Origin of the sequence: Vibrio gazogenes, assembly GCF_023920225.1 — a bacterium.
Taxonomy (GTDB): Bacteria; Pseudomonadota; Gammaproteobacteria; order Enterobacterales; family Vibrionaceae; genus Vibrio; species Vibrio gazogenes.
In genome coordinates, this window is the sequence record NZ_CP092588.1 from 528,012 (window position 1) to 552,247 (window position 24,236).

Genomic DNA, 24,236 nt, shown 5'->3' on the forward strand with positions numbered 1-24,236 from the left:
TAACGATGAGTCTTTTTTCTTTTAAAACCGGACAGGGGGGAGCTGTTATTTCTGAAAAAGCAACGATGTCAATTGCTGTTGGAAGTGGTACGGGAGTTGGGGTCAGTGTCGCTCAGGGGGCGGAGAATTATCAGTCGATGATGAATTCAAGTTTACATGACATTCTGGCGGGAAACTTTGTTTGGTATGGTTCAGATATCGCTTTCCTCATTGGCACAACCTTATCCGTGATCGGCATTGGTATTACATTGGTGCGTTTGTTTCTGTTTCAGTCACAAAGGTAAAGATCAAAATAAAGATAGAGGTCAGCATGAAATATAACCGATTGATTGGTACGGTGCTTTTTGGTGCTGTGGCTGTCACCGGCACATTTGAAGGTCAGCGAAATGAGGCTTACCAAGATCCGGGAGGGGTATGGACGGTCTGTTTCGGAGAAACGGCAGGAGTTCGTCAGGATATGTCTTACAGTGATGAACAGTGTGCCATGATGCTCGCCAGTTCCCTGAATTATCATAATCAGCCACTCGAGAACCTGCATTATCAATTGCCGGCCAATGTACACATTGCCGCCCTCGATTTCAGCTATAACCTAGGGACGAATGCGCTGCGCCGCTCAACACTCTATCGCAAACTCAAGCAACAGGATATTGAAGGGGCGTGTCAGGAGTTTAATCGCTGGGTATATATGAATGGCAAAGACTGCCGTGTAGCACAGAATCGTTGCCGGGGTATCGTCACGCGCAGAGAGATTGAAACTCAGCTTTGCCTGGGACAGATTTCAGTCAGGGATGCATTGCTGCAATTGGGACATACGCCCTCGGATTCTGAGGTGATGTATGATCTTTAAAGGATATGTAAGACTTGGCATTTTAGTACTGCTTGGGTGTGGGGTTGGCAGTGTGATGCTCAGAATCAAAGGGTTGGTTGCTGAGAATGAAAAACTGACAGCGCAAGTCGCTCAATCCAGTGTACAGATTATGATGCAGAAAAATGTACTGGATCAGGTTGCTCAGGAGCGGGAACAGATGAATCAACTCCTGATCAAACGAGCCCGAAACAGTGCCGATAACGAGGAAAAACTACGCCATGAGATTCAAACACTGCAACAGGAAATATCGGGTCATTCTTGCGTTGTTCCTATTACCGTTACTGAACGGTTGCGTGAGTCATACTGAACCACAGCCGGTGATTCAGACGCAGTATATTTTGCCACCGGAAGGCATGATTGTTCCCTGTTATAAACCCAGTATCAGCGGCACTTGGCCGGAGATTGTCACGGAAGATATTCCCCGTCTGAAATCAGCGTTGAGTCAGTGTGCCGGCCGGGCGGATGACTATCTGCAATGGCGAGCATCCAAAGTCACACCTTGAAATCTTTTCCCGCTCGTCTTGAGTCATATGGTTGAGATGAGTCACGTCAATCCGATATTCACGCTAAAATCTTTCTGTTGATTCCTAAGGCCGAACGGTTTGAGGATGATGCAGGAAGATTTTTGATATCCGCGATTGTTGAATCGGATCGTGTCGCGGTCATGCCAACAGTCTTATCTTATCTAGCCTGCGTGCCAGACTTTATGAAAGATAACTTACATTTATCCTGAACAGGTCTGGAAGACAATGAGGAAGAAGAAAGGAAGGAGAAAAAACGCAGTCAGCCGATAGAGAAAAATACGAACAGCGGCTGACTGACAGGGAGAGAAACCGGTTAAATTAAGGACAATTCTTGTTGCAGACTGGCTCTGCTTTCGGGCGGCAGGGACTTGATTAGATTGCAGACTAATTGGTTGGCGGCTTTGGCCGAAGGGCTTAGAGTATGGCTGTAAGATAGATTCATGACGAATGTGTGACCACACTCAGGATCACTACAACTACAGTACAAATCAGCATGACTGTTCGTTATCCGGTTCGATTTTTGGATCCGGCTTTTCTGACCACACTCAGGGCATAACACTCTCATATTTATACCTTTCCCTCTGATGAATAATTGACACAATTATAACAAGACCCATCGTATACACCTAGCGAAATGTAAAAAAACTTACTATTAAATGCGAACAAACTCAGTGCAACACTGATGCTATCTGACGTGAGCGGGTTTTGCTGTGATGGCTCGTAGGAATTAGACCGCAGTGGTCGCCAACTTATCCCTGAGGTATTGCCTGAAAAGTTTTACGCTTTCACACCATGATGTTGGGCAAAATATCGGCGAAACCGCACTGTTCATCACTCATTTTCTCCTGATTTATTCCAGTCTGTTCCGTTTTATGCCATATCCGAATCAGGCCGAATTCAACGTGATGCATCTTTTTTTCAGACCGAGTATTCTTCTCTCAACCCAGCAAAACGGGGAAATAAAACGAAGTTGTTTCTATGTAATAAATTGATATTTATGAATTATTTATCAAATTAATAAAATTCAACTTCGGGAAAGCTAACCCACACTAAGGTGACAGTTTCATGGCTCAGTATGAAGCGGGCGACAAGCTCAGAGAACTTAAAACATTCATTGCGACGTGTGTCGGAGATGAGATTGTACAAAACCTGACAACCCAAATGAAGAATACCTCCCTGAGTCTGGACAGTCAGTTTCTGGGCAATGGTTGCCAGTTACTGAGCATGCGATATCACGCTCGTCTGGTGTTCAATAACTTTCCCCATCTCACCTATAGCCCTGCGGTACTGTTTGCCAATGTGGGGGCCTGGTTGATGGATCATGATTCTGATCGGGAGAGCGGCGCGAAACTGGCAAGTCCAATGATTGAGATGACAACCGTGGATGACACGCATTCGACGATCATTATCGACATTGAGTTTGAAGAACCAATCAGTGTGACCGAAGATGCTGCGGGGCCAATTTACTGGCGTGGTAAGCAGTGGCGCATTGATGCATATGAAATCTGGGTGGCAGAAACATTGGGTCATTTCACTACCGGCTTGCGTGAGACAGGGCGGTGATAACAGCGCATTATTTCTGATTCACCCACACCAAAGGCGATTGAATCCCGGTCGGGGTTTGATCACACCAAGCGGTTGTTTGGCATTGTAAGTGAGCGATATGACACACAAGCAGAACAATCGGATGATCACTATAAATAGGAGCGGATAACATGGCGTGGCCCAGCGTTATTATCAATATTAAAAACATGATGAAAGGCCCCATTGCCGGGGTGGAGTATCATTTTCTGTTTGTCGGATACGGAACCGTTTCCGGTGCGGAGCGTGAGTTAACGGTTGTTGATGCTTCAACCGATCTGGAAACGGCATTATCTTCAGCCGGTGAGTCTCTGCAAGCGACGGTGATGGCTGCGCAGTTGAATGGTGGCAGCGAATGGACTGCCGGCGTGATGGTGCTTGATCAAGCCGATGACTGGAAAGATGCAGTCCGTAAAGCCAATGAAACCGCCAGTTTCGAAGCATTCGTATTGGATTTCCCTGCAACGGATAAAACCTTGCTTGAAGATGCGATTGCCATGCGTACTGAGCTGAAAAATGCACTTGGCCGTGAAACCTTCGCCATTTGCTGTTTGCCGGAAATCGATAATACCGATGCAACCAACGGCGAAACTTGGGAAGCTTGGTTAGCGAAGTCGGTTGCAATTGTTGACGGTGTTGCCAGCCAATATATTACGGTTGTGCCATCGGTGCATGCAGATGGATCGACATTGGGTAAATACTGTGGTCGTCTGGCGAATCAGGTGAATGCGTCGATTGCGGATTCTCCGGCACGGATTAAAACCGGTAGTGTTGTCGGTTCAACGGATTTTCTGACAGACAAAGATGGCAAAGCGCTAGCACTGTCGGTCTTGAAAACTCTTGAGTCTAATCGCATTGCTTGCCCGATGTGGTATCCGGACTACGATGGTCAATACTGGACAACGGGTCGCACACTCGATGTTGAAGGTGGTGATTTCCAGGATATCCGTCATATCCGTGTGGCAATGAAAGCGGCCCGTAAAGTTCGCATTCGTGCTATTGCCCGTATCGCGGATCGGACATTCAACTCAACGCCACAGAGTGAAGCGCAGGCAAAACTCTTTATGACGCAGGATCTGCGTGAAATGGCACTGATCGGTAATCCGGGTGAGATTTATCCACCGGAAGATGACGACATTCAAATCAAATGGGTCAACAGCACTGAAGTTGAAATTTATATGGCTGTTCAGCCGTATGAATGCCCGGTCAAAATTACTGTTGCAATCTATATCAGCCAAGGAGATGAAGCATGAGTGCCCGTTTTTCCGGTCGTAGCTTTGATACGACACTATTTGGAGTGTATGTCCATGTTAAAAGTGCGACAGCGACGATCAATGATGAGTCAGCCGTTGCCTTTACCCGCGGTGTCACCGATGGCTATACCGACGGTAAAGTCAGCTGTGATGTTGAGCTCGAAATGGATCTGAAACAGTTCCAGAAGGTACATGCAGCCGCCAAAGAAGCTGGCAGTTATCGTGATATCAAACTTCAGGATATTCAGTTCTATGCCCATAACGGTGAAGATGAAGACAAAATCGAGTTGTATGGGGTGAAATTCCTGGTGTCAGATCTACTCAATATCGATTCAGAAAGTGCAGATAAATCGACTCGCAAACTGAAAGGTTTTGTCACCAGTCCGAACTTTGTCAAGATCAATGGTGTGCCTTACCTGTCTAAAGCGGATACCCGTAACCTGGTCAGTTAATTGATACGGGTTCAGATTGAATTAAATGGTTGAATGAAAACCTATGGCATTTTTGCCAACATGAAAATTACCATCGAACCTGTTTTTAATCCGGCGGACTAGACCGCGATTCCGACTCAGGGGGCAGCCTTAACAGTCAGGCTTGCAATTACCGAGGCTGAGAAAATCATCGAGAAACCACTGAATCAGGGTCAGCCCTGAGGGATTTCTGCGGCCTGAATGATGGGCTGGCCCCAACTTAACAGTAATTTTTATCGGTGCCTTGTGGCACATAATGAAGAGGGAAAAAGACATGGCTAAAGCAGCTTTTACAATTCAACCGGTTGTCGTCACGATTGGTGAGACTGATTTTACGTTCAGACCAACAGTGAATGATGCCAACAACTATACCAACCATGTATCGATGGACAGTAAAGTTGAACCGGCACGAACTTATCTTGAGCGCACGGTTGATGCCGAGCAGAAGAGTGAATTAGTTGAACTGATGAATACGGTTCCCGGTCTGGTGATGGAAGTCTTCGGTCTGGTTCATGAATCTTCCAAAGGCGGGATTTCAATTACCCTAAAAAACTAACAGAGCGGGTGAAGCGCATTGAAACCAACGGGTTGGAACAGGCGCTCACCCTGCGGCGGCATTACTTTCCTGACGGAGAGGATGAGCCGCAAGAGTTAGCTAGGGCGCTCTGGCTCGATCAACATGAGAAAGAGCGTATGGAAGTCGCGGTTATGAGTGCAGTTGCGAGGTTATTTAATCACCGATGAACGATTCAGTCTTAATAGAAATCAATATGATTGATAAGGTGACTCAGCCTTTGACCGGCGTCATTGACCAGATCAATCAGATTGTCCAAACCGCCAGTAGCGATTTTGACAAGGTAAAATCCAGTGCCTCAGATGTCGTACAGACGTTCACTGAAATGGGAACGTCACTTGAACCGATATTGACGATGGATTGGGAGGTCGGAGGTGCCGACTCTCTGGAAAACGTCGGTCGCATTCTTGAGCATGTTTCTACAGCATCGAGCGAGATCCTCTCGCTCGGGCTTGGGAGTCAACTGGTCCAAGTATTTAAAGATGCAGAAGGAGGCATTAACAAGTTTGCTAACAGTCTCGATCAGGGGATCGACAATGTCGTCGAAACGTTTGATCTGGCTAAAACGAAAGCCAAAGATTTTTCCAATACTGCCAAGGCGCAATTTGCAGCTTTGTCACAACGAACCCAGAATTATATTCAAATTGGTAAGCGCCTGACCACGTCGTTTTCGGCGAATGGTGTCAAGGGGTTTGCCAGTGCGGTAAAACAACAATTTGCAGGTATTTCACAACAAACCCAAAGTCTGATCGGTCGGATCAAAAACGTCGGAGCGGTTTTTTCTACCGGCGGATTTAAAAATGGTGCCAAGAACTTTGCGAAATCGGTCAATCAGCAATTAACGAGTATTTCGCAAAAAGCAGCAGGACTGTCTGGTATGGGCGGGCGAGCACAACAGTTTTTAGGTCCGATCTCTTCTTCGCTCGACAATGTTAAAAATAGCCTGTCTCAAGGGATGGGGGAAGGGATAGCCAAAGTCACCGCATTAGGTGAAAAGTTTCCCTTCCTTTCTGGCGGTACGGAATTGGTTGCTGCTGGCATGACATCCCTTGATGGGGTCATGAAGTCGGCTTCCGGGACTATCAGTGGGGTGCAAAGTGCGATCACATTAGTCTCCGATTCTGCCGGTATTTTCCAAAGTGTGATGGGATCGGCTTCAACTGTGATTACCACGTTTCAAGGGGTAATGGGCGCGATGTCAAACGTGATGGCTGTTTTTGGCCGTTTGATTCCGAGTGTCTCAACCGCGATGATGGTGATGACAAGCCCTGTCACTTGGATTGTATTGGGAATCGTTGCGTTGATTGCAGCTGTTTATCTGATCATCAAATATTGGGATGACTTGGTTGCTGCTTTTTCAAATGTTTGGATTTTCCAGCAAATTGGAGACTTATTTGGCTGGCTCGGAAAGCAATGGGGTAAGTTTACATCTTATCTTTCTGGGAGTGGTGTTACTAGTATATTAATGAATATATACAGTGGGTTTGCCACCGTCTTTAATGGTATTGGTTCCGTTGTTAGTGGTATTGCTGGTGTCATTGGTAGTACGTTCAGCCTGATATTTGCACCAATTCGGGTTGTATTTAAGTTGCTTCAGGCGTTCTGGACCTTACTGATTGATGGTCCCGCTGCGGCAATGGATGTGTTGATGGGGATTCCGAAAATCTTTACTGGGATTGCAGATTCTTTTTCGGCTGCATTTAGTTCAATTACCCAAGGTATTAAAACTTATATCGATGGTATGTTGGGCATTGTTAAAACAATTGGCTCGGGTATCTCTTGGATAGCGGGCAAGCTTGGTCTTTCATTCGGAAGCGATGATGCGAAGAAACCTGAACAAGGGGGAGCAACGGAGACCCGTGCGGCGGAGAAGCTTCAGAAACAAGTTCAGCCAGTGGCTCAGGTATCTAAATCAGAAAAGCACGTATTAACAGAAGCCCGTACGACAGAAAATATTCGGAAACAAGTCCAGCCGGTGACTCGGGCATCTAAATCAGAAAAGCGCGTCTTAACGGAAGCCCGTACGACAGAAAATATTCGGAAACAAGTCCAGCCGGTGACTCGGGTATCTAAATCAGAAAAGCGCGTCTTAACGGAAGCCCGTACGACAGAAAATATTCGGAAACAAGTCCAGCCGGCGACCCAAGCATCTAAATCAGAGAAGCGCACATTAACGGAAGCCCGTACGACAGAAAATATTCGGAAACAAGTCCAGCCGATGACTCGGGCATCTAAATCAGAAAAGCGCGTCTTAACGGAAGCCCGTACGACAGAAAATATTCAGAAACAAGTCCAACCGGTGACTCGGGCATCTAAATCAGAAAAGCGCGTCTTAACGGAAGCCCGTACGACAGAAAATATTCGAAAACAAGTCCAGCCGGTCACTCGAACATCTGAGTCAGCAACTGCACACTCGTCTGAGAATAATGTAGTCATCGCCTATAAACAGAAACAGAACACTTTGCCTGCCGGTATGGTGCAGAACATGACTACGACGCAAAGCCAACAGGTGAGTGAGGTGAAACGCTTTGGTGACGTTTATATCACCGCACCGAATGGTTTGACGCCGGATCAACTAGCAGAATGGGACGAACTCAATGTCGGATAAACAGTATATCGATATCAAAGTGGTCGATGGCGGCTGGGATATTGATGCCGGCCAACAGCCAACTATCTGTAGCGATACCTACAGTATCGCCCAGGATGTCAAGCACGCCATCATGGAGTCTGGCTTAGCCAGAGAACTTCAGGCTGAGAGAAATCCAGTGCTGCGGGCCAATGTGCTGCTGCAAATTGAACAAATTGCGGAACAAGATCCCCGGATTATTCCGGGCACAGTCACCGTGACCGGAGATGTATCCGGCACCATCGGGCTCTCTGCTCAGGCATATGACAGTGAGGGCGTTATCAATACAGAGGTGAACACATGAGTAACAGACCCCAAGCCGATTTTTTAACCATCCTAGAGGAATCCGGCGTTCCGCTGAGTGAGCAGGCATTAGAAGACCAATTGAAAACCGAAGTGTCTGCGGCAGGCAGCTTGCTGGCGAATGACTCTGAAATGTCACCGTTCTGGCGCTGGGTTCGGGCTGCGGTTATCAAACCGGCATTATGGATGACCAGAACACTTTTAGTGACGCATGTCATGCCGAATATGTTCGTGGCAACCGCAGAACGCTGGGCACTGGAACTGAAAGCGTGGGAACTGAACGTTGAACCGAAGCAAGCCGTAAAAACGCAGGGTTATCTAACGATGACCAAAGAAAATGCCAATGACGAAGTGCTTGTCGAGCGGGGTGTATTTATACAGACACTTGCAATTGAAGGCGTGGTGTATCGGGTTAAGGTCACTGAAGATACGGTGATTCCTACCGGACAGGCCAGCGGACAGGTTCCCGTTGAAGCTGAACAAGCCGGTGTTGCTTATAACCTGCCTGCCGGTTATCTCAATATTTTACCGACGGAAGTCCCGGGCATTGTTGCTGTGGTGAATGACGCAGGATGGATTACCCGGTTGGGTGCGAATGAAGAGACGGATGAAGAGCTCGCATTACGGCTTCAAAATGCCTTTACCGGCTCTGGTGAGTGGCACATTAATGATGTTTACCGGTCGATTATTGCCAGTGTTGCGGGCATTCGCAGTGACAATATTTTCTTCCGCAATACTGGCGATATCTCGCCGGGGACGGCCGAAGCGCTGATCTTGGTTGAAGTGGGTGAAACACCACAGTCGATCATTGATACACTCAATGATTACATCATGAATCAGGGCCATCACGGTCACGGGGATGTACTGACCTGTAAACCGATTCCTGAAACGCGTCACGAGGTGATTGCGGATGTGGTGTTGGCAAAGAACCTGACCGTCGCACAGATGGCAGAAATACTTCAGGAAGTGAAGGATCGGATTCGGGCCGCATTTCGTGAAACTGAAGCATATGACGAAATGACCCGTGCAGCGCCACAGAGCCGGTTTAGTATCTCCCGCATGGCGACAGAGATTCACAATAACATGGTAAATGTGAAGTCAGTCCGGATCACGCTTGATGGTGAGATCCAGGAAGATATTGTCAGTGGTTACACACAACCGCGTTTGAAATCTTTAACGGTTGGGGAGTTGGCAGATGAATGATAGCAATGCACCTCAAATGGAAGAGATCGTAATTCCGTGGTGGGAAGATGGTGAAACGACCTCGGAAGTGCTGAAAGAACCTTATTTTCTGACCCGGGGGGTGAAAGCCTTCCTGAACAAAATTCGCTCGGGCTTGCTGTTTCCGTTGCAACAGATCGATGCATTGACCTGCCATGAGTCTTTGTTGAACTTACTGGCTTGGGATCGCGATATTCAGCGTTTTGCCGGAGAGCCGTTGAGTTTGTTCCGGTCACGGGTGAAATATGCCGCGATTAATGCCAAAGATGCCGGCAGTGTTGCTGGGTTTAAACGCATTTTTGCCCGGTTAGGCGTCGGGATTGTCGATTTCAAGGAGCGTCAGGACCCGACCGAGTGGGATGTCTGCCTGATTCAGTTGAGTGACAGTGATATTTCGATGAATACCCGTTTGGTCCAGACATTGATTCGCCAGTACGGCCGTACATGTCGCCGTTACCGTTTTCAAATTGTCTATCCGTCCACGGTAACACTGGCCGGCAATGGGTTTCATCAAACATTTGCACTCTATAGTGCATCACTGTAACGGGGGAAATGATGAGTCAAGTAGCAATTCCTTTGGCATTTGAAGGTTATCTGCAAGAGCGACTGTTGAACGGTTTGGCCCCGGATATGAATGAGATGATCTTTGCTTATCTGCCGGATTTAGACCCGGAACAGGTGATTGATCGTCATTTGGGACTTCCGGCTCCGAGTTATTGGGTGTATCGCCAGGATATAACGCAGAAGGCGAAACTGAACGACGTTGCTGTGGCGTATTCGGTGGTGATTCCCAGTGAGGTTGAAGCGTTTACTTTTAATGCGATCTACCTGCATGACAAACAGACTGCGAATTCTTGTGGCTTGGTGGTGCATAAAATTGCGGAAACCAAAGAGCCGGGGATGTCGAGTGTCCGGACTTGCGTGCAGCAATATACCGGTGCTGCAAGAGCTGCGAAGATTACCGTGACACCGGAAAGCTGGCAGATCGATTATCACGCCCGTTTATATGGTATGGATGACGACTTACGCTTGGCATGTTTTGACCTGTTTGGAAACGCGTCATTCTTTGCCGACGGTTTTCTGGTTCAGTCGGTTGATGGTCAGTATGTCTGTCAAGCCGGGACGGGGTATGTGGCCGGGTTACGCTGTGTCAATCAGGGTCAGACAGAAATCACAGATGTACTGCCAGCATCGGGTATCTACCTCGATGTGAGCTGGCAGGGGGGCGTCGTGAGCCGTTGGACCAGTAACTGGAAACTTACAGCCAGTACAACATCGTTGACCGACTATGTTGCTGATGGTGTTCAGCACTATGTGACGCAAATTGCGTGGATTGAATCAGACGGACGTGTGACCGATCGCCGCCATCTGGGGCTCGATGAGCACCATCTTCCCGATGCGACGACCCAAGCAAAAGGGGCGGTCGTGCTAGCGAGTGATGCACAAGTCAATGCCGGGCAAGGCTCGGGTATGGTGTCTCCGCAGCAGTTGAAGCAGGCATTCGACCAGTTTGGTACATTTGGTTCAGCGATGGATTTAGGCGTTGTTACGGAAGATGCACAATTAGATGCGGCTCCGACCGGTTTGCTCCATTTTTCAGCGGGCTCGCAACAAGAGCATCAGGGGATCAAAATCCAACACCCGGATGGTTATTACTCAGTCATTGCGGGAGCAGACAATCACAATAACCCCAGTGTATTTCTATATCATTCGGTATCAGGCTCATGGCGGAGAATGACAACAGACAATGATATCCAGCGTAGTTTTGTCGGCATGGTTGCTGATTTTCAAATCGCAGCACCTCGCCCCGGTTGGTTGAATGCCAACGGAGGCGAAGTCTCACGGACCACAGATGCAATTTTGTGGCAATACGCCCAGGATGCCGAGTTGATCATTGATCAGACGAACAAAGATGCTGACCCGATGAAGTATGCCGCCTATTTTGGTGATGGTGATGGTTCAACTACGTTTACCTTGCCGAACTTCCATCTGGGACATTTCCGGCGTGGTGCGAAATCGGGAGTGGCACATGGTGCAACACAAGGTGATGCAATTCGGAATATTTATGGAGAAACACAAGCACAACACGCTCAATTTCTAGGAAATCTCGCTAGTTATGATGGTGGTGCATTTGTTTCTTTGTCGAACCAATATGAGAAAGCTAGTGCTGTAAGTGGTGGCAATTCTCTGAGTTTGAGCCATTTTCGATTTGATGCCTCTCGAGTTGTACCGACTGCGAATGAAAACCGCCCGTATACGGTAAATATTTCGGTGAAAATTTTCAGAGGATGGATATAAGCATGAACCAAAAAATAACCGCTTATCATTATTCATATGAGACCGGCTTGTTTGTCGGCACCAGTTTGGCTTTCATTGAATATGGCTATGATCACTATATCAAGCCGCAATGTGCCACATTTACACCGCTGCCGGAATTCGATAATGCGACGCAGCAGTGCCGTTATCTGTCAGAGTATGATCGCTGGGCCGTTGAGGCGATTCCTGAAGTGCCAGATGACGATGCTGAAGCGACGCCAACAATGCTGTCGGAGCTATCTGAAGTGTCATCATCTGCCATCGATGAACAGGCACACTCTGCGCAAGCGAAGCCCGGAGCGATGCGACGGCTGTTGAATCGACTCTCTTCCCGCTGAGCGGAAAGCACACAATACGGTTAACCATGCTGAGCGGTGCAAATTCAACTTTATAAACAGAGCGTTATAAATATAGCTTGATGCTTTCATCGTTCAGCCCATCAAAAAAAGGTTTTTTATCATGAGTCAAGTTGTGATTCCTTTGGAATTTGAGCGTTACCTGCAAGATCGGATTATCAACGGGCAAGCCCCGGATATGAATGAAATGATCTTTGCTTATCTACCCGATTTGGACTCGGAGCAGCCAATTGATCGTCATTTAGGACTGCCGAATCCGTCGTACTGGGTCTATCAACAAGATGTTATGCAGCAGGCGAAACTGAATGACGATGCAATCATTTATTCAGTCGTCATTCCTGGTACAGTCAAAGCATTTACGTTTAATGCGATTTATTTGCATGACAAGCAGACCGCCAATTCATGCGGTTTGGTCGTGCACAAAATGACAGAAACCAAAGAGCCGGAGATGTCGAGTGTTCGCTCTTGTGTTCAGCAATATTCAGGGGCGGCTGCGATTGCGCAGATTCATGTGACGCCGGAAAGCTGGCAGATCGACTATCAGTCCCGCTTGTATGGTATGGATGACGACTTACGTTTGGCATGTTTGGATCTGTTTGGCGATGCATCATTTTTTGGCAATGGATTTCAGATCAAAGTCTCGGGCAGTGACTATTTGTGCTCTCCCGGTGTCGGTTATGTGGGCGGATTACGTTGTGTCAATCATGGTCAGACAGAAATCACAGATGTACTGCCAGCATCGGGCATCTACCTCGATGTGAGCTGGCAGGGGGGAGTCGTGAGCCGTTGGACCAGTAACTGGAAACTTACAGCCAGTACAACGTCGTTGACCGATTATGTTGCTGATGGTGTTCAGCACTATGTGACGCAAATTGCCCGAGTTGAAACGGATGGTCGTGTAACGGATTTACGGCATTTAGGACTGGATGAAAACAAGCTTCCGGATGCGACGACGACAACCAAAGGGGTTGTCATTCGGGCAACTGATAATGAAGTTTTGAACGGCCAAGGAACGGGCACTTTTTCAACTGAACAATTTAGAAAAGTAATGTCTCGGTATGGATTTTTTGGTTCAACCTATGGATTAGGGTACATTGCTGATAACTCTGCTTTTGACTCAGCACCGCATGGACTGATTTCATTTTCATCAAAACTACCACTGAACAGTCAAATTGGTGTTGCATGGCAAGGCATTAAATTACTCGACGGCTCAACCTATACAATTATTGCTGCTTCAAATAATGCGGGCGATCCGAAATTGGCCTTCTATCATTCGACGCAGAATAAATGGACGTCTGTCCTGACAAATCTCAACGCTCAATTCGCCCCATATCAATCAGATCGAGTCTATCGAACTGGTGATGTATGCACGACTTATGATTCTGGTATCGGTGAGCGAAAATTCTGGCAAATGTACGCAGGCCCGAATATGACTTGTGTCGGGAAAGACCCGGAAGATCCATTAAATCGACATGATGGGTGGTCAGATCCGTCAGCGCCATTTTGGTGGATCCCATATGGCGGAAAAGTAGGGCAACCCTTTTTCTGGCTTGATACGACCCCTCCAGAAGAAGCGGTTATGGAAATTAATGCTGACTTACCTATTTCAGTTTACTGGCGCTTAGCCAAAGCATATCCACATCTGGTGACCGGAGATACGATCAACACAGGTGAGATCCGCGGTGAGTTTTTGCGTGTGCTTGATCAAGGGAGGGGCGTTGATTCTGGGCGCAGTATTAACTCATGGCAGAATTCATCAGCATTTGTGGGAGATGGTGATGGCTATAATATTCTGATCCCTAATTTGGGGTCGGCAAAACACAAAGAAGTTTTAGGTTTTGAATTTGATAATGCGACGGATCCTATCTCGGCAAATTATGCAGCCCTTAATAATAACGATCAAAATGCAAAGGTGATCACTTCTGGGGCAAAAAGTCTTGAGACAGCGAATACAGCATCAGATTTTGCTCGGTTGAGGGTTCGTAATATCGCTCGTCCAATGGCCATTTATATATAGAGGATTCACGATGAAATACTGGCAATTTGACACAGTAACAAGAGAAGTTTCTACCATTGCAACAGAGGCTTTAAAGCGTGGGGGTATATATCATATTCCAACCAATGCAATTACGGTTTGTCCTCGAAAACCTAAATCTGGATTTGCCGTTGTTGCTTTCAAAAATAAGAATGGCACAAAATATATTGAGGATTATCGCGGATCATTAATTACTCATACAACCAACCATTCGACGAAAGTTCACAATACTCTTGGACCTATTCCAGAAGACTGGACACTTAAGCCTCGGCCTTTGCATGGTTATTGGGATAGCGAGATTGGCGATTGGGTGATTGATATCATCTCTCAGAAAAAGGAGATTGCTAAATCCGAATATCAATGGGTGCAATCCGAACTGGCTGATGTCGATATCCAGCTCAAATATCACACGACCGGCGATAGCAAAAGGCGGCAACTGACCGAGAAAGACTGGAAGACCTACGCGATTGCGCTACGTGATTACACCACTACTGACGACGCGGGCAATCCGGTGCTGGTGGGTGATGTACGGCCGCATCGGCCAACGGAAGAGCGCTGATTATGTGGACAGAATCATCACTCTCATGGCCCGGTTCAGCCAACGATATTCAAGCCCGGGCGGCATCGGTGATCGACCAGGTCGGGGCCGATCATGGCGAAGCGCGTTTGTCTGCGCTGGAAGGTGATGCCGCTTTCGGACGTCTGCCACTGAGTCACAATGCGCAAGCGTTGTTGAACCTGCGTTCGGAACTGGATCATTTACTCAGTCAGGGGCAAGTGCTGACAGTGACGCCGTATCAGTTTCAGGTTGGGGAGGATAGCGACTCCGGTGATGTTCTCGATGCAGACGCTGCGACTCAGCGTTTGGCTGAGAAGCTCACTGACTATGCGGATTTACACCGGCCCGCAGGGCGGCTCCACGCGATTGTTGTGATGCTGACCGGGCCGACCAGAAAGCAGTTTGCCGAGCAACTCCAACGTGTGACGAGTGTGATACCGCTGCCTGAATGGTGTCAGGCCCAGCGCCAGACCGAGTCGTTACTGGCCGCAGAACATGAGAAATTACGCAAACCGGCTGCGATTGTTCAGCCTCGGTTTAAACCGGTAGCGCCTTTGTCGACCAAGCCGTTTGTCGATATGAATGCTGCGCTTGGAACGCACATTGCGACGTTGGAGTCGCTGGCCAGTGATCGGGTCAATATCATTGGCAAGCTCCGTCAGTTGGCAGAAAAGCGTCAAGCCACACTACAAACGGTTAGTGACACGCTTCAGACAATACAAACCATGGATGCTCAAGTCTGGTCGGTCGCTTTAACGGGTGAGCTGGCAAGCTTAAGTCATCAGTTAGCGGAGATGTCACCGCCCAACTACCATCGGTACGCAGTTGCCAGCCTGATACTCAGTGTATCTCCGATGCCATTTTTCGAGGAGTTACTATGTTCGCCTTAAATGGTCATACATTTGGATTAAAGAATCTTACCGTCAGTTTTGAGCGGGAAATGAAGAGTAAAGATATGAGTGCTCAATCGTCTGGCACGCAAGAAGCGGAACAGGGCGATAAAGCTGCAACACTCAATGTCTCCGGGATGATTGCTTTTCACGACATTCACAAGCTGGGAATCTTGCAAACGATGAGCTCAGCCAAAGATAGCAAAGGCAATCGCATGGTTTATACCATTATCGAAGAAATGGCGAATGCATTTAAAATCAAGAATGTCAGATTTTCCGGGCGCTTTTCTGCAACCCAACAGGAAAATATGATGGCCTGGAAGGTCTCTTTTCAGCTCAAAGAATCGAACAGTGTTGCAGAGCAGAAAGAGGCTCGGCAAAAAGAACAGACTAAAGCAGAACCGGCTGAGAACCCGCGTCTGCAGCAGTCATTGCAAAAAAATAAGCGACAAACAGGACAGACTAAAGCCAAACCAGTTCAGGATTCTCGTTTTCAACAGTCATTGAAACAAAATAAGGAGGCGACCCGATGAATTTGGAAAAACGGCTCTATATTTCCGGGGAAGAGGTGCCTCTCGCCCGACAGATGATCAGTCTGAAATTGTCGCTGGGTAGCAAGGCCATTTTCACCATTCAGGCTGAACATGCCCCGGAACGTTACGAACTGGTACGGCTGGATATCGGCTATGAGCATGACCTATTTATCTTTTTTGAAGGTTATATTGATAAAATCCAGTCGGCAGAAAATGGCTTCTTCAAGATTACGGTCAAAGAAAATGCCGGTATTCTCAGCCAGCGGTGGCCGATCAGTCTTGAGCATCCGACAGCGATTGATGTGCTTGATCAACTGGCTTTACTGACCGGTTTGGATTTTAAATATCCGGATACCGACTATATGCGGCAAGTCATTCCTAACTTCGTGCATCAGGGAAATGGCTATCAATGTTTGGATGAGCTGGCCAAAGCATTTGCAATCGAAGATTGTATCTGGTGTCAGGATACCGATCAGAACATTTATGTGGGTAGTTATGCTGATAGTCGCTTTGCCGGAAAACCGATGTCGATTCCGGCTGAGTTCACTTCGCGTCAGACGAGTAATAGTGTCACGTTTGTGCCGTATCCGATGCTGCGACCCGGCCGAGTGATGAATGGTCACCGGATCACGCGGGTGGATCTGATCGAAGATGAGATGACGGCTTACTGGCAACCTGCCAGTAGTGAAGCCACAGCACAGAAACAGCAGATTTATAATGACTTTCCTGAACTCTCGGCAGGATATCATTTACCGTTGTTCGGCCGAGTTGAAGCGGTTCGTGATGCGGTACCACAAGGGAAGATCGCTGATTCATTTCGACCGCGTTATGCGGTTGATGTGCAGATGTTAGACGCGGATCTTCAGCCCGATTCTTCTGTACCGGTTTATCGTTCAATTCCGTTGCCGATCGCGATGGGTGGTGTCGAATCGGGGTTACTGGCGTACCCGCTTGAAGGTATGTTGGTAGAAATTGCGTTTGCTTATGGGCGCAGTGATCGGCCGATCATTCGGGGAATTTATGGTCTCAATCATATGCTGCCATCGATTGAGCCCGGTGAGCAGTTGCAACAACAGCGCGATGAAGTCAGCCGACGCATTGACGCTGCCGGAAATATCACCGATAAAACCGATCAACAGATGATACGAGCAGCGGATCAGATGCAGGATCAGGCACAACATTATCAGGGCGGATTCGGTCAGCATCAGTTGGATATCCGGGAACATAGTCAGGAAAATATCGCGGGTAAGAAACAGATTGAGGCTTTGGGCGCGGTTGAATTGCTGGCCGGCGATAATCTGGAGCTTGGCAGTCTGGGCAATCTGCATGTTGCTACCGCAGGGGATTGGATCACAACCGTCGGTCAACTACGCAATACCGTGATTCAATTGAATGATCAGCTCAAAATTATGGGTAACCGATTGGAAGTGATCGAAAAAGACTGGGAAGCTTCGGCGGCCAATATGCGTTTTACCGCAGATTTGATCACGATGAATGGCGGGAAAGGCGTCGTACAAGGTGACTGTATTTGTGCCTTTACCGGCAAGAAACATTCGGATCTTTCTTCAACCGTTAAAGCAGGAAAATAAAATGGCATTAAGTAAACCATCACTGAAAAAACGAATTATAACGGAACTGAAAGGGCAAGGATTTGTGACGGAAGGTGAACATGCCCGTTCTGAGGAACTGGCTACAGCACTGGCAAACGCGATTGTCGATGAAATCACCCAAAACGCCGAGGCGATCGTTTCCGGCGGAAGCTCTGCGGGGCAGTGGCCAGTGAATTAGTCCGCTTGGCATCGGATTCTTCGGTAGCATGTTATGAACGCTGTGTTTCAAACTTGATCGTAGTCATCAGTGACAGAACCACTTGTTTGAGATTGGGCGGCATTTGATGCCAGAGTGTCAGGTATTCAGCGTTGTTGAGATGATCAGCCTGCGCCATCTCAGCAACGCCGAGTACCACCATAATTTGATCTCTCATTTCCAGCGTCATGGATTGGCGTCCGGATAAGACACGTTTAATTTTGGACTCGTCGATTCCGGAAAGGGTTGCCAACTGTGCATAAGAGAGTCCTTTATTTTTTAATATTTTCCGAATGAAGATAACAGTGGGATGCAAAATCAATCCTTAAAACAACGCATATGATAGTTAACAATATTATCATTAAAGGTATTGATTCTATTGCTGATTTCATGACGGGAAGATAGTTCGCCTATTGAACTTTTTTTTCTGCTCAGTTTGTTTTTCGGACTAATTGAAAGTTGTTGGTAGCAGATCTCATAAAATTTATTGCACTATAGCAAAATATACAAATTCAACGCGAGGCATAGGGTTATTATGAATAATAAAATCAAAGAGTTAGAATATATTGCTGATGAGGCGGAACTAGCGATGCTGGCACTATCTTCTATGTTATTAATGGATTATAAAGGCGTGGCGGTATTACAAAGAAAGATGCATGAAATTAGTCAGAAAGCCCATCAGTTGATCGCACAAGAAACGCGTCAGCGCAAAGAGGTTGTTTACAAGGTTGAACTTGAGACAAAAGAATATCATCCATCGGTTTGATAAATGGGTTGTGATTTCATCTCGTTGATTTAGAATAGTCGATAAGGTACTCAGGATGGTGCATCCGTATTTGCATCAAAATGGGTACTATTTTTATGTCGCGTGTTTTGCTCTGAAAAAACACAAAATGTACGAATCAATAAAGCAAGTGTTGCTTGGTGCGCAACACCACTGTAAAGGATAAATCATGCCTAATATTACTCTTCCTGACGGTAGTCAACGTCAATTCGATCACCCTGTTTCAGTTTCAGACGTTGCTTTATCTATCGGTGCTGGTCTTGCGAAAGCGACCATTGCCGGACGTGTTAACGGCGTTCGTGTTGACGCCTGTGATCTCATTGAAAACGATGCCAGCTTAGAAATCATCACGGCAAAAGATGAAGTTGATGGTTTGGAAATCGTGCGTCACTCATGTGCCCACTTATTGGGACATGCGCTGAAGCAACTGTATCCTGATGCCAAGATGGCGATTGGTCCAACAATCGACAATGGTTTTTATTACGATATCGATTTAGAACAGTCATTGTCGCAAGAGGATTTGGAAAAAATTGAAGCGCGGATGAAAGCGCTGGCTAAAACCAAATATCAAGTGGTCAAAAAGAATGTCAGTTGGCAGGAAGCACGTGATACGTTTGAATCTCGTGGAGAACCATACAAGATAGAAATTCTGGATGAAAACGTGGCGCGTGACGATCATCCCGGCCTATATCATCATGAAGAATATACTGATATGTGTCGCGGCCCCCATGTTCCTCATATGGGATTTTGTCAGCATTTTAAATTATTGAATGTGGCTGGCGCTTACTGGCGTGGTAACAGCGATAATAAAATGTTGCAGCGTATTTATGGTACGGCTTTTCACGATAAGAAAGCCCTGAGTGCGCATTTGACTCGTCTGGAAGAAGCAGCCAAACGCGATCACCGCAAAATCGGTAAACAACTCGATTTATTCCATATGCAGCAAGAAGCGCCGGGAATGGTATTTTGGCATCATAACGGCTGGTCTGTCTTCCGCGATTTAGAAGTTTTTGTCCGTGAAAAGCTGACGGAATATGATTATCAGGAAGTGAAAGGTCCACTTATGATGGATCGCGTCCTGTGGGAACGTTCTGGGCACTGGGATAAATATGCCGAAGCGATGTTCACAACAAATTCTGAAAATCGTGAGTATGCGATTAAGCCAATGAATTGTCCCGGTCATGTTCAGATTTTTAATCAAGGTCTGAAATCCTACCGTGATTTACCATTGCGAATGGCGGAGTTTGGTTCATGCCATCGAAACGAGCCGTCAGGGTCTCTGCATGGCATCATGCGGGTACGTGGCTTTACTCAAGATGATGCTCATATTTTCTGTACTGAAGAACAGATTCAGCAAGAAGTCACTTCTTGTATTAAAATGGTCTATGATGTTTACCGGACGTTTGGTTTCGAGAATATTGCAGTGAAGCTTTCGACTCGCCCTGAACAGCGGGTTGGTAGTGATGAAATTTGGGATCGTTCTGAAGAAGCACTAATGCTCTCGCTGAAATCAATGAATATCGATTATGATATTCAGGAAGGCGAAGGGGCATTCTATGGACCGAAAATTGAGTTTACATTGCATGATTGCCTTGACCGGGCATGGCAGTGTGGTACAGTGCAGCTCGATTTTAATCTGCCGAGCCGTTTAGGCGCGACTTATGTCGGTGAAAACAATGAGCGTCTGGTGCCTGTGATGATTCACCGGGCAATTTTAGGCTCACTGGAGCGGTTCATCGGTATTTTGATTGAAGAATATGCAGGATTTTTCCCGACTTGGCTTGCACCAGAGCAGGCAGTCGTATTAAATATTACTGATAAACAATCGGATTATGTTCAGAATGTGGTACGAAAACTACAAAAATGTGGGATTCGAGCAAAAGCAGACTTGAGAAATGAAAAGATAGGCTTTAAAATCCGCGAACATACTTTGAAACGTGTACCGTATATGCTGGTTTGTGGCGATCAGGAAGTAGAAGCTGGCGAAATCGCAGTACGGACACGAAGAGGCAAAGACTTAGGTAAATTTAAGCTGGATGATTTCATTGAGTTGGTCCGGACCGAAGTCTTAAGCCGTAAGCTCAATCTGGAGGAATAAACTATTAAAGGTGGAAGACGTGGCCAAGTGCCGGCCAAACAGAACCAACATCGTATCAACGGAGAAATTCGTGGTGTACGTGAAGTCCGTTTATCGGGAGCAGAAGGTGAAGAATCTCGGATTATTCCAATTCAAGAAGCGCTTGATACGGCTGTAGAAGCCGGTATGGATCTTGTTGAAATTAGTCCCAATGCGGAGCCGCCTGTCTGTCGTGTGATGGATTATGGTAAATTCCTCTTCGAGAAGAGCAAAGCTGCAAAAGAGCAGAAGAAAAAGCAAAAGCAGATCCAGATTAAAGAAGTAAAATTCCGTCCTGGAACTGATATTGGAGACTATCAGGTAAAACTACGCAACCTGTTACGTTTCCTTGAAGAAGGCAACAAAGTGAAGGTAACAATTCGCTTCCGTGGCCGAGAAATGGCACACCAAGATATCGGTGTCGATGTTTTGAATCGTCTGAAAGAAGATACAGTAGATATTGCTGTTGTAGAATCTTTCCCTAGTCGGATCGAAGCCCGTCAAATGATTATGGTGCTAGCCCCTAAGAAGAAGTAATGACCGGCTTGCAAGTAATAGACCCCGTCGTCTAAGTACGGCGGGGTTTTATTCGCCCTCATTACATGGTTATTAAAATCGAAACAATGCGGAGTTATTCATCATGCCTAAGATGAAAAACAATAAAGGTGCTGCTAAGCGTTTTAAGAAAACTGCTGGTGGTGTTAAGTACAAGCACGCGACTAAACGTCACATCCTGACTAAGCGTACGACTAAGAACAAGCGTCATCTACGTCCAAACTCTGTCCTTCCTAAATGTGAAGTGGCTGCTGTTGCACGTATGTTGCCATACGCTTAATTCTTTTTTGGTTTTTAATTCGTTTAGTTTAGGAGAAGCAGAATGCCTCGCGTAAAACGTGGTGTACAAGCTCGTGCACGTCATAAGAAAGTTCTAAAGCAAGCTAAAGGTTACTACGGCGCTCGTTCTCGAGTTTATCGTGTTGCCTTCCAAGCAGTGACCAAAGCTGGTCAATATGCATATCGCGACCGTCGCAACAAGAAACGTCAATTCCGTCAACTGTGGATTGCACGTATTAATGCGGCATCTCGCCAAAATGGTTTGTCTTACAGCCGTTTCATCAACGGTCTGAAGAAAGCATCTATCGAGATTGATCGTAAGATCTTAGCTGATATTGCTGTATTTGATAAATCAGCATTCGCTGTGCTTGTTGAGAAAGCAAAAGCTGCACTTTAATTCAAAGTTGTAGCCCAGTTTTCGGAAAGGAGAGCTTTTAGCTCTCCTTTTTTGTCTGTATAGAAAATGAATCACCCAGTTTTCCAACTGAATTGAGTTGATTCAGGTTTTGTCGATGTTTTTTTAAGCATAAAGGTATGATTGGATGAAGTTTGAACTTTTTAGAGGGAATTCAGGGGTATATTTCTGGTTGAATGGGCTGGCAGCAATGGCTTTCTCATTTATTTTACCAGTGATGAGCTTGTTTCTTATCGAAGGTTTAGGCATTGAACCCATGTATATCGGGCTTTATACAGTTGGTACTGCGATTTCTACCATTCTGATTAGCCAGACATTAGGGCGTTTGGCAGATAAAGGCATCAATAGCAAAACATTGTTGTTGATAGCGATTGGTTTTCTGTGTCTGGCGGCATTATGTTTCTCTCTGCTGACGCAATTCTGGCAGGCGATTATTGTCGGCTGGTGCTTTATGGCATTCGGAGCGTCATCGATTCCTCTACTATTGGCAATGATTCGGCGTTTTGCAGAGCAGTCTGGTAAGGATAGTACCAAGCTCAATTCTCAGATGCGTTCTTCGGTTTCACTGGTCTGGATTGTAGGTCCGGCACTGGCTTTTGCATCGGTTGGTACTTTTGGTTTTCGGGCAAACTTCACGCTGGCTGCGGGGATTGCGCTGCTGGTTTTTGTGATGGTGTGGCGATTATTACCGTCTGTATCAAAGCCTACGAATTCCCAAACTGCTCATGAAGTTGTGCCACCTTTTCCTTATAAAGTTTGGTTTCTTGGGATTGGTATTTTATTCGCGAATATGGCCAACAGCACTTACATCAATGCGATGCCACTCTTTATCACCAAAGAACTCGATTTACCCGTGTCATACCCAGGAATTTTTATGGGATTGACGGCTGCATTAGAAATACCAGTGATGCTTCTGTCCGCGTCTTGGTCACATCGCTTCGGCAAAATGCAGATGATGATGGTGGGTTTTGTCATTGCCATGTTTTTTTATACCGGTATTCAATATGCTTCGACCATCGAATGGTTATTGGCTTTACAAGTGTTAAATGGCCTTTTTTACGGAATTTTCGTCGGTTTGGGTATTACGCTGTTACAAGACTCAGCACCGAAGCGAGTCGGACAGGTTTCTGCTTTCTATACGAACGCGATGTCAGTCGGCACGATGTGTGGTACTTCATTAATGGGCTTTGTTGCACAACAATATGGATTCCGCAACGCTATCTATATTTCATTAGTGGCCATTGTGATTTCATTTGCTATCTTCTTGGTGACTCATTTATATGAAAGTAAGCGGGACAGGCTTGCCGAACAACAATCATCGCTGTTGTAAGCCGTCGGTTTATTTGTTGCGTGTAACCCGAGTAATTGTATGTGATTGAGTTATATTACGGTAGAAAAAACTGAATGTACTGCGGCTGGATGCTGATTGCTTGCAAAAATAGTGATGCCGTCGTACGGTAATTGCCCTGCCAAATATTTTACCGGAATGTTATGCTTTTGGGTAAAATGATGTCAGTATAAATGAAGAGAACAGAGCTAACAGGAAGTTAGAAGGGCTATTAAATGGATATTCGAGTAGCTGAATATAGCGATTTTGAAAAGATTGCCGAACTACATGCCCAGAGTTGGCAACAGAATTATCAGGGAATGATGGAAACGCATTACCTTCAGGATGAAGTTGAAGAAGATCGGCGTTTGATCTGGCAAACTAGATTAATTAATCCGCCCATTAACCAGCATGTGGTTGTGGCAGAAGAAAATGGTAAGCTTTGCGGTTTTATTTGTGCGTTTGGTAATCACGATTTTGAAAAAGGCACTGTGATTGAATCCCTGCATGTTGCTTCTGAATTTCAGGGAAAAGGGATTGCGAAGTTATTGCTGAAAGATGTCACTAAATGGATTCAGCACTATTTTCCTGATGGCGGTGTGTATATTGAAGTCATGGAACAGAATATTCGGGCCATTGAGTTTTATGACCACCTCGGGGGCCTACATACACTGGATAGAATCTGGCATTCTCCATGTGGTAGTGATGTTCCGGAATGGATCTACACTTGGGAAACTCCTCAGGCAATTCTGTCTGCTATCGGATAAAATCAAGTGGGCCTGCGGGCCCATTTTTAGTCTGTTTTCTCGTAAGAAAAGCTGCTGCCAGCACGCAAGAAGTAGGAA

The 24,236-nt window shown here is 46.4% G+C and carries 30 protein-coding genes; 28 read left to right on the forward strand and 2 right to left on the reverse strand.

The annotated features are described in order from the left end of the window. The first annotated feature begins 5 nt into the window (after nt 1-5). The 4 genes from MKS89_RS17915 to lysC are packed head-to-tail and all read left to right on the forward strand — an operon-like array spanning nt 6 to nt 1,371. Nucleotides 6-284, forward strand: a complete 279-nt coding sequence (locus MKS89_RS17915; protein WP_072959891.1) for a hypothetical protein — start codon at nt 6-8, stop codon at nt 282-284. A gap of 26 nt (nt 285-310) precedes the next feature. Then, the gene (locus tag MKS89_RS17920) at nt 311-847 is read left to right on the forward strand and encodes a lysozyme (protein ID WP_072959889.1); all 537 of its coding nucleotides are present in this window, start codon (nt 311-313) and stop codon (nt 845-847) included. Further along, the gene (locus MKS89_RS17925; RefSeq protein ID WP_077316175.1) at nt 837-1,175 is read left to right on the forward strand and encodes a hypothetical protein; all 339 of its coding nucleotides are present in this window, start codon (nt 837-839) and stop codon (nt 1,173-1,175) included. Before MKS89_RS17920 ends, MKS89_RS17925 begins: the two co-directional genes overlap by 11 nt. Further along, nucleotides 1,162-1,371: an Rz1-like lysis system protein LysC gene (gene lysC / locus MKS89_RS17930; protein ID WP_077316176.1), complete on the forward strand. Its 210-nt coding sequence runs from the start codon at nt 1,162-1,164 to the stop codon at nt 1,369-1,371. Before MKS89_RS17925 ends, lysC begins: the two co-directional genes overlap by 14 nt. 334 nt (nt 1,372-1,705) lie before the next feature. Here lysC and MKS89_RS17935 read toward each other — a convergent pair whose 3' ends face one another. After that, a complete protein-coding gene (locus tag MKS89_RS17935) occupies nt 1,706-1,957 on the reverse strand; it encodes an Ogr/Delta-like zinc finger protein (RefSeq protein WP_021019862.1) in 252 nt (83 codons plus the stop codon). Between the two features lie 500 nt (nt 1,958-2,457). Between MKS89_RS17935 and MKS89_RS17940 the strand changes: the two genes are divergently transcribed. The 17 genes from MKS89_RS17940 to MKS89_RS18020 all read left to right on the forward strand — a co-directional run bounded on the left by MKS89_RS17940 (nt 2,458) and on the right by MKS89_RS18020 (nt 17,897). Then, nucleotides 2,458-2,955, forward strand: a complete 498-nt coding sequence (locus MKS89_RS17940; RefSeq protein WP_072959884.1) for a phage tail protein — start codon at nt 2,458-2,460, stop codon at nt 2,953-2,955. A 152-nt stretch (nt 2,956-3,107) separates the two neighbouring features. Continuing rightward, entirely contained in the window at nt 3,108-4,226 is a 1,119-nt protein-coding gene (locus MKS89_RS17945) for a DUF2586 domain-containing protein (RefSeq protein WP_072959881.1), read from the forward strand. Then, nucleotides 4,223-4,678, forward strand: a complete 456-nt coding sequence (locus MKS89_RS17950) for a phage protein (RefSeq protein ID WP_072959879.1) — start codon at nt 4,223-4,225, stop codon at nt 4,676-4,678. Before MKS89_RS17945 ends, MKS89_RS17950 begins: the two co-directional genes overlap by 4 nt. A 292-nt stretch (nt 4,679-4,970) precedes the next feature. Further along, nucleotides 4,971-5,252 (forward strand): putative phage tail assembly chaperone, encoded by a 282-nt coding sequence (locus MKS89_RS17955; protein ID WP_021019857.1) that lies wholly within the window; start codon nt 4,971-4,973, stop codon nt 5,250-5,252. 8 nt (nt 5,253-5,260) lie between these two features. After that, complete coding sequence (locus tag MKS89_RS17960; protein ID WP_021019856.1) at nt 5,261-5,440, forward strand: DUF6890 family protein; 180 nt, start codon at nt 5,261-5,263, stop codon at nt 5,438-5,440. Between the two features lie 26 nt (nt 5,441-5,466). After that, a complete protein-coding gene (locus tag MKS89_RS17965; RefSeq protein WP_252518348.1) occupies nt 5,467-7,878 on the forward strand; it encodes a phage tail protein in 2,412 nt (803 codons plus the stop codon). Continuing rightward, nucleotides 7,868-8,200 carry a DUF2590 family protein gene (locus tag MKS89_RS17970; RefSeq protein WP_072959876.1) on the forward strand — a complete coding sequence of 111 codons (333 nt, stop codon included), beginning with the start codon at nt 7,868-7,870 and terminating at the stop codon, nt 8,198-8,200. The genes MKS89_RS17965 and MKS89_RS17970 overlap by 11 nt, the downstream gene beginning before the upstream one ends. Then, the gene (locus tag MKS89_RS17975) at nt 8,197-9,402 is read left to right on the forward strand and encodes a baseplate J/gp47 family protein (protein WP_072959873.1); all 1,206 of its coding nucleotides are present in this window, start codon (nt 8,197-8,199) and stop codon (nt 9,400-9,402) included. The genes MKS89_RS17970 and MKS89_RS17975 overlap by 4 nt, the downstream gene beginning before the upstream one ends. After that, nucleotides 9,380-9,964, forward strand: coding sequence for a phage tail protein (locus MKS89_RS17980; protein ID WP_370737047.1), 585 nt, complete (start codon nt 9,380-9,382; stop codon nt 9,962-9,964). Before MKS89_RS17975 ends, MKS89_RS17980 begins: the two co-directional genes overlap by 23 nt. Nucleotides 9,965-9,972: 8 nt before the next feature. Then, entirely contained in the window at nt 9,973-11,718 is a 1,746-nt protein-coding gene (locus tag MKS89_RS17985) for a phage tail-collar fiber domain-containing protein (RefSeq protein WP_077316276.1), read from the forward strand. 2 nt (nt 11,719-11,720) lie between these two features. Continuing rightward, complete coding sequence (locus tag MKS89_RS17990) at nt 11,721-12,074, forward strand: hypothetical protein (protein ID WP_072959866.1); 354 nt, start codon at nt 11,721-11,723, stop codon at nt 12,072-12,074. Nucleotides 12,075-12,195: 121 nt separating this feature from the next. Further along, nucleotides 12,196-14,109, forward strand: a complete 1,914-nt coding sequence (locus MKS89_RS17995) for a phage tail-collar fiber domain-containing protein (RefSeq protein WP_072959863.1) — start codon at nt 12,196-12,198, stop codon at nt 14,107-14,109. A 10-nt stretch (nt 14,110-14,119) separates the two neighbouring features. Beyond that, the gene (locus MKS89_RS18000; RefSeq protein ID WP_072959861.1) at nt 14,120-14,686 is read left to right on the forward strand and encodes a hypothetical protein; all 567 of its coding nucleotides are present in this window, start codon (nt 14,120-14,122) and stop codon (nt 14,684-14,686) included. Nucleotides 14,687-14,688: 2 nt separating this feature from the next. Then, complete coding sequence (locus tag MKS89_RS18005; RefSeq protein ID WP_072959859.1) at nt 14,689-15,576, forward strand: hypothetical protein; 888 nt, start codon at nt 14,689-14,691, stop codon at nt 15,574-15,576. After that, nucleotides 15,564-16,109: a baseplate complex protein gene (locus MKS89_RS18010; protein WP_072959856.1), complete on the forward strand. Its 546-nt coding sequence runs from the start codon at nt 15,564-15,566 to the stop codon at nt 16,107-16,109. Before MKS89_RS18005 ends, MKS89_RS18010 begins: the two co-directional genes overlap by 13 nt. After that, nucleotides 16,106-17,698 (forward strand): hypothetical protein, encoded by a 1,593-nt coding sequence (locus tag MKS89_RS18015; RefSeq protein ID WP_072959853.1) that lies wholly within the window; start codon nt 16,106-16,108, stop codon nt 17,696-17,698. The genes MKS89_RS18010 and MKS89_RS18015 overlap by 4 nt, the downstream gene beginning before the upstream one ends. A 1-nt stretch (nt 17,699) precedes the next feature. Beyond that, nucleotides 17,700-17,897 (forward strand): hypothetical protein, encoded by a 198-nt coding sequence (locus MKS89_RS18020; RefSeq protein WP_072959850.1) that lies wholly within the window; start codon nt 17,700-17,702, stop codon nt 17,895-17,897. Between the two features lie 31 nt (nt 17,898-17,928). Here MKS89_RS18020 and MKS89_RS18025 read toward each other — a convergent pair whose 3' ends face one another. Further along, complete coding sequence (locus tag MKS89_RS18025) at nt 17,929-18,231, reverse strand: helix-turn-helix domain-containing protein (protein ID WP_072959847.1); 303 nt, start codon at nt 18,229-18,231, stop codon at nt 17,929-17,931. 219 nt (nt 18,232-18,450) lie between these two features. Between MKS89_RS18025 and MKS89_RS18030 the strand changes: the two genes are divergently transcribed. From MKS89_RS18030 to MKS89_RS18060, 7 genes are all read left to right on the forward strand, one after another. Next, on the forward strand, nt 18,451-18,681 hold the full coding sequence (locus MKS89_RS18030; RefSeq protein WP_072959845.1) for a hypothetical protein: 231 nt from the start codon (nt 18,451-18,453) through the stop codon (nt 18,679-18,681). 187 nt (nt 18,682-18,868) lie between these two features. Then, nucleotides 18,869-20,797: a threonine--tRNA ligase gene (gene thrS, locus MKS89_RS18035; RefSeq protein ID WP_072959842.1), complete on the forward strand. Its 1,929-nt coding sequence runs from the start codon at nt 18,869-18,871 to the stop codon at nt 20,795-20,797. 27 nt (nt 20,798-20,824) lie between these two features. After that, nucleotides 20,825-21,352, forward strand: a complete 528-nt coding sequence (gene infC / locus MKS89_RS18040) for a translation initiation factor IF-3 (RefSeq protein WP_252518349.1) — start codon at nt 20,825-20,827, stop codon at nt 21,350-21,352. 103 nt (nt 21,353-21,455) lie between these two features. Beyond that, nucleotides 21,456-21,650, forward strand: coding sequence for a 50S ribosomal protein L35 (gene rpmI / locus MKS89_RS18045; RefSeq protein ID WP_027694124.1), 195 nt, complete (start codon nt 21,456-21,458; stop codon nt 21,648-21,650). Nucleotides 21,651-21,692: 42 nt separating this feature from the next. Beyond that, a complete protein-coding gene (gene rplT, locus MKS89_RS18050) occupies nt 21,693-22,046 on the forward strand; it encodes a 50S ribosomal protein L20 (protein WP_021019837.1) in 354 nt (117 codons plus the stop codon). Nucleotides 22,047-22,191: 145 nt separating this feature from the next. Continuing rightward, entirely contained in the window at nt 22,192-23,394 is a 1,203-nt protein-coding gene (locus tag MKS89_RS18055; RefSeq protein WP_072959836.1) for a sugar efflux transporter, read from the forward strand. Between the two features lie 233 nt (nt 23,395-23,627). After that, nucleotides 23,628-24,158 carry a GNAT family N-acetyltransferase gene (locus MKS89_RS18060; RefSeq protein ID WP_072959833.1) on the forward strand — a complete coding sequence of 177 codons (531 nt, stop codon included), beginning with the start codon at nt 23,628-23,630 and terminating at the stop codon, nt 24,156-24,158. Nucleotides 24,159-24,236 lie beyond the last annotated feature (78 nt).